Source organism: Oleiphilus sp. HI0080, from assembly GCF_001635135.1.
Genome location: NZ_LWFU01000957.1, coordinates 1 through 942 on the forward strand (window position 1 = coordinate 1; position 942 = coordinate 942).

The window sequence follows — 942 nt, forward strand, 5'->3', positions numbered from 1 at the left end:
AACCCCCGAAATAAACGCGGCAGCTTCTCGAGAAGACAATCGCTCTTTGGTTTGACCAGAAAACTGAGGGTCAGCGAGTTTCGCCGAAAGGACAAAACAGCTTTTGTCCCAAATATCCTCTGGGCCTAACTTAAGGCCGCGCGGCAACAAGTTTCGAAACTCACAAAACTCACGCATCGCCTCCAAACAGCCGGTTCTAAAGCCATTAACATGCGTTCCACCCTGCGCGGTTGGAATAAGGTTAACGTAGCTTTCCTGAGTGATGTCGCCACCTTCCGTTAACCACTGGATAGCCCAATCTACCGCTTCACTGTTGCCAGCCATTGATCCGGTAAACGGTACCTTTGGGCAGGTTTCAAAACCGTCAGTCGCACCAATCAAGTAATCCTTTAAGCCGTCTTCAAAATGCCATTCATCTTTCTCGTTGGTCTGCTTGTTGTTAAAGACCATGTGCAGTCCCGGACATAGGACCGCTTTAGCGCGAAGTACGTGTCGCAAACGCGAAATCGAGAACTTAACAGACTCAAAGTATTTCGCGTCGGGCCAAAAATGAACGAGTGTTCCAGTGTTACGTTTACCAACCGTATCGATGACTTCTAGGTCATGCGTTTTATCGCCATCCGCAAAAGCAATCTTGTGAAGATTACCGCTGCGGCGGATAAACACCTCTAATTTGGTCGAGAGCGCATTCACCACCGACACGCCAACTCCGTGAAGACCACCAGAAAAGCTATAGTTATCATTCGAGAATTTACCACCGGCATGCAATCGCGTAAGAATCAACTCAACGCCCGGAACACCCTCTTCAGAGTGAATATCAACCGGCATGCCACGACCATTGTCCGAAACGGATAACGAGCCGTCTTCATGAAGGACAACTTCTATCTTCGTCGCATGTCCGGCTAAGGCTTCATCGACGCTATTATCAATGACTTCTTGCGC

General features: G+C 48.8%; 1 protein-coding gene. It reads right to left on the reverse strand.

From position 1 onward, the window contains the following. Window positions 1-942 (reverse strand): ATP-binding protein (locus tag A3751_RS18545; RefSeq protein WP_231876934.1); only part of this gene is annotated, 942 nt, incomplete at both ends.